Below are 5,017 nucleotides of genomic sequence, written 5' to 3' on the forward strand. Positions count from 1 at the left end.
CCTCCCGCCCCACCGACGAGACCACCGGCTGGCTCCTCGCCACCCCCGAAACCGCCCTCGTCTGGGACTTCCACAACCACATCAAGCGCGCCTGGTTCGACGGCGAGTTCACCCCCCGCTGAGCCCCCGCCCACCGACCCCGCAGGCCGACCGGCCGACCCTGGCGCACCGGGCGATCACATGGCATGGTCTGCACCGACACCCCAACCGGACGGGACGCGACCAGCAATCCCGTCCCCACCACCGGCCGGGAGACCACCACCGTGAGCACCCCACCCCAGGACCAGCCCCTCTGGCGCCCCAACCCCGCTCGCGCCGCAGACACCACCCTGGTGGCCTTCCAAGCCTGGGCCGCCGAACACCACGGCGCCCCGGCCGCCCCGCTCGCCCCCGCCGAGGACGACGACCAGGCCGCCCGCCGCTACGCCGACCTGCACGCCTGGTCCACCGCCGACCTCGACCGCTTCTGGACAGCGGTCACGCAGTGGTTCGACGTCCGCTTCACCGACGCCCCCGAGGCCGTCCTCGCCGACGCCACCATGCCCGGCGCCCGCTGGTTCCCCGGCGCCCGCCTCAACTACGCCGAGCACGCCCTGCGCGCCGCCGAGGACGCAGCCAACGCCGACCGCCCGGCCATCCTCCACCTCGACGAGACCACCGAGCAGCCCGCCGTCCTCACCTGGGCCGAGCTGCGCCGCCAGGTCGCCTCCCTCTCCGCCGCCCTGCGCGAGCGCGGCGTACGCCCCGGCGACCGCGTCAGCGCCTACCTGCCCAACATCCCGCAGGCCGCCGTCGCCCTCCTCGCCACCGCCGCCGTCGGCGCCGTCTGGACCAGCTGCGCCCCCGACTTCGGCGCCCGCAGCGTCCTCGACCGCCTCCAGCAGATCGAGCCCGCCGTCCTCTTCGCCGTCGACGGCTACCACTACGGCGGCAAGGACCACGACCGCACCGACGTCGTCGCCGAACTGCGCCGCGAACTCCCCACCCTCCACACCGTCGTCCACGTCCCCCTGCTCGGCGCCCCCGCCCCCGAGGGCGCCCTCGCCTGGGACGACCTGGTCGCAGGCGACGCCGAACCCGTCTTCGAGCCCGTCCCCTTCGACCACCCGCTCTGGGTCCTCTACTCCTCCGGGACCACGGGCCTGCCCAAGGCCATCGTCCAGAGCCAGGGCGGCATCCTGCTCGAACACCTCAAGCAGGTCGGCCTCCACCTCGACCTCGGCCCCCAGGACCGCTTCCTCTGGTACACCTCCACCGGCTGGATGATGTGGAACTTCCTGCTGGCGGGCCTGCTCGTCGGGTCCACGATCGTCACCTACGACGGCAGCCCCGGCCATCCCGACACCGGCGCCCTCTGGTCCGTCGCCGCCCGCACCGGCGCCACCGTCCTCGGCACCTCCGCGGCCTACGTCATCGCCAGCCGCAAGGCCGACCTCCACCCCGGCACCGACCTCGACCTCTCCGCCGTCCGCTGCATCGGCACCACCGGCTCCCCGCTCCCGCCCGACGGCTTCCGCTGGATCTACGACGAGGTCAAGCAGGACGTCTGGCTCGCCTCCGTCAGCGGCGGCACCGACGTCTGCTCCTGCTTCGTCGGCGGCGTCCCCACCCTCCCCGTCTACCTCGGCGAGATCCAGGCCCCCTGCCTCGGCGCCGCCGTCGAGTCCTGGGACGTCCAGGGCCGCCCCCACACCGACGAGGTCGGCGAACTCGTCGTCACCGAACCCCTCCCGTCCATGCCCACCGGCTTCTGGAACGACCCCGAGGGCACCCGCTACCACGACAGCTACTTCGACGTGTACCCCGGCGTCTGGCGCCACGGCGACTGGATCACCGTCACCTCCCGAGGCACCGTCGTCATCCACGGCCGCTCCGACTCCACCCTCAACCGCCAGGGCGTCCGCATGGGCTCCTCGGACATCTACGAGGTCGTCGAACGCCTCCCCGAGATCGCCGAATCCCTGGTCATCGGCCTCGAGGAGCCCGACGGCGGCTACTGGATGCCGCTCTTCGTCGTCCTCGCCCCCGGCGCCGAACTGAACGACGACCTCATCGGCCGCATCCGCACCTCGCTGCGCACCGAACTCTCCCCGCGCCACGTCCCCGACGAGGTCATCGCCGTCCGGGGCCTGCCGCACACCCTCACCGGCAAGCGCATCGAGGTCCCCGTCAAGCGCATCCTCTCCGGCACCCCCCTGGAGCAGGCCGTCAACCCCGGCTCCGTCGACCACCTCGACCACCTGCGCTTCTTCGAGCAGCTGAGCCGGGACCGCCGGTCCTCCTGAGCCGACGCCGAAGGGGCGCCCCCACCGCCGTGGTGGGAGCGCCCCTTCCTTCCGCTGTTACCTCACTCGCCGGAGAGCACCTGCTGAGCCGCGGCCCGCGCCTCCTCGGCACTGTCCGCCGCCCGCGCGGCCTCGGCGGCCCGACGGCACTGCGCCAGGCTGTACTTGGCGAGCGCGCTGCGCACGTACGGGATCGACGCCGAGCCCATCGACAGGCTGGTGACGCCCAGACCCGTCAGCACGACCGCCAGCAGCGGGTCGGAGGCCGCCTCGCCGCAGACGCCGCAGCTCTTGCCCGCCGCCTGCGCCGCGTCGGCGGCCGAGGCGATCAGGTCCAGCAGCGCCGGCTGCCAGGGGTCCTGCAGCCGCGCCAGGGCACCGACCTGGCGGTCGGCCGCGAAGGTGTACTGGGCGAGGTCGTTGGTCCCCAGCGAGAGGAACTCGACCTCCTCGAGGATCGAGCGCGCCCGCAGCGCGGCCGACGGGATCTCCACCATCGCACCGAACTTGGCGGCCAGCCCGGCCTCACGACACGCGTCCGCGAAGTCCTTGGCGTCCTTGCGGTCGGCCACCATCGGGGCCATCACCTCGAGGTGCACCGGCAGGCCCTCGGCCGCCGTCGCCAGCGCCCGCAGCTGCGTGCGCAGCACCTCCGGGTGCTCGAGCAGCGTGCGCAGACCGCGCACACCCAGCGCCGGGTTCGGCTCGTCCGCCGGCGTCAGGAAGTCCAGCGGCTTGTCGGCGCCCGCGTCCAGCACCCGCACGACGACCCGGCCCTCCGGGAACGCCTCCAGCACCTTGCGGTACGCCTCGACCTGCTTCTCCTCACCGGGAGCCTTCGCAGAGTCGTCCAGGAACAGGAACTCGGTACGGAACAGGCCCACGCCCTCCGCGCCGTTCTCCAGCGCCGCCGGCACGTCCGCCGGACCGCCCACGTTGGCCAGCAGCGGCACCAGGTGACCGTCCGAGGTCTGCCCCGGGCCGGAGGAGGCGGCCAGCGCCGCCTTACGCTCGGCGGCGGCCGCCCGCACCTCGTCCTGCTTCTCCTGGGACGGCTCCAGCAGCACGTCGCCCGAACTGCCGTCCACCGCAACGACGGTGCCCTCGGCGACGTCCGTCGCCCCCGGCAGCGCGACCACGGCCGGAACGCCCATCGCCCGCGCCAGGATGGCGCTGTGGCTGGTCGGCCCGCCCTCCTCGGTCACGAAGCCGAGCACCAGCGTCGGGTCCAGCAGAGCGGTGTCGGCCGGCGCGAGGTCCCGCGCGAACAGCACGTACGGCTCGTCGCTGTCCGGCACACCCGGCATCGGCACGCCCAGCAGCCGCGCCACGATCCGGTTGCGCACGTCGTCCAGGTCCGCGACCCGCCCGGCCAGGTACTCCCCGGCGGAGGCGAGCAGCGCCCGGTACGCGGCGAAGGCGTCGTACACACCGCGCTCGGCGCTGCTGCCCACGGCGATCCGGCGGGCCACGTCGGCCATCAGCTCCGGGTCCTGCGCCATCAGCGCCTGGGCCTCGAGCACCGCCTGCGCCTCGCCGCCGGCGAGGTTGCCGCGCGCGATCAGGTCCGCGGCGACGGCCTCCACGGCGGCCTGGGCTCGAGCCTGCTCACGCGGGGCGTCCTCGGTCGGGATCTGGGTGGCCGGGGGCTCCAGGACCGCCGTGCCCATGTGCCGCACCTGGCCGATCGCGACCCCGTGGCTGACACCCACGCCGCGCAGTGTCTTCTCCATCTAACTGTCTCCGCAGTGCCGGGCCGCCCCGGCTCTCCTGCGGGGCGGGTGTGGGGGATGTGGGGGAGGGGTTGAGCTCAGTTCCAGCCGAACAGCTTGTCGCCGGCCGCGGCCGCGCCGCTCTCGCGCACGTCGGTGAGGGCGTCGGGGGTCGCCTCCAGCGCCACGATCGGGGAGATCGGCGACTTGCCGGCGGCCTCGACCGCGGCCGGGTTCCACTTGATGACGGCCTGACCACGGGTCACGGTGTCACCCTTGTTCACGAGGAGCTCGAAGCCTTCGCCGTTCAGCTGCACCGTGTCGATGCCGAGGTGGGTCAGCACACCGTGGCCCTCGCCGTCGACGACCACGAACGCGTGCGGGTGCATGGAGACGACGACACCGTCCACCGGAGCCACCGCCTCGGTCGGCTCGCGCACCGGGTCGACCGCAGTGCCCGGCCCGACCATCGCACCGGAGAAGACCGGGTCAGGAACGTTCGCGAGCCCGACGACCTGTCCGGTCAGCGGCGACGTCACAGTGGTCATGGTTGTGCCTCCCAAGTGCGCAAGTACGAACGAGCAGCCGCAGAGCAGCGGCGTGACGATCAACAGAAGCCTAATTGATGTCAACTTCGTACAACTGCTGACATTCCCGGGCGAAGCCCCACGCCCCGCCCGCTCTGTCGGTCGGCGTCCCACCGGCCGCTAGTGGTCTAGTCCTCTTGGCCGATGCGCCGCACTCTACAGGCATCTTGGCGAATCGGGGCCATTGCTGTATATGCTCGCGAGGGCAACAAATCATGCCGCCGCCCGGGTGACACCCGGTGCGCCTCGATTCGCGCTCGGGCCGACGACCCGCTATGGTTGGTCGAGTCGCCGCGACTTCGCGGTTAACACCAGATTTCAGATGCGAATAGCGCCGGTAAACGGAGCGGAAAGCATCTGGTAAGCTGGAAACACGAAAGAACGAAGCGCCCGGAGGGCCCGCTGGAAGGCGGTCCGAAGGAAGCGTCCGTTC

The 5,017-nt window shown here is 72.6% G+C and carries 3 protein-coding genes; 1 reads left to right on the forward strand and 2 read right to left on the reverse strand.

Annotated features, from left to right (window positions below; all coding sequences use genetic code 11):
* The first annotated feature begins 185 nt into the window (after nucleotides 1-185).
* On the forward strand, nucleotides 186-2,285 hold the full coding sequence (locus IH61_RS0139445) for an acetoacetate--CoA ligase (RefSeq protein WP_078911744.1): 2,100 nt from the start codon (nucleotides 186-188) through the stop codon (nucleotides 2,283-2,285).
* 62 nt (nucleotides 2,286-2,347) lie between these two features.
* Here IH61_RS0139445 and ptsP read toward each other — a convergent pair whose 3' ends face one another.
* Nucleotides 2,348-4,018: a phosphoenolpyruvate--protein phosphotransferase gene (gene ptsP, locus IH61_RS0139450; protein WP_031079187.1), complete on the reverse strand. Its 1,671-nt coding sequence runs from the start codon at nucleotides 4,016-4,018 to the stop codon at nucleotides 2,348-2,350.
* Nucleotides 4,019-4,095: 77 nt separating this feature from the next.
* On the reverse strand, nucleotides 4,096-4,545 hold the full coding sequence (locus tag IH61_RS0139455) for a PTS sugar transporter subunit IIA (protein ID WP_031079188.1): 450 nt from the start codon (nucleotides 4,543-4,545) through the stop codon (nucleotides 4,096-4,098).
* Nucleotides 4,546-5,017: the final 472 nt, after the last annotated feature.

This window comes from Streptomyces sp. NRRL WC-3742, from assembly GCF_000720635.1.
Taxonomy (GTDB): Bacteria; Actinomycetota; Actinomycetes; order Streptomycetales; family Streptomycetaceae; genus Kitasatospora.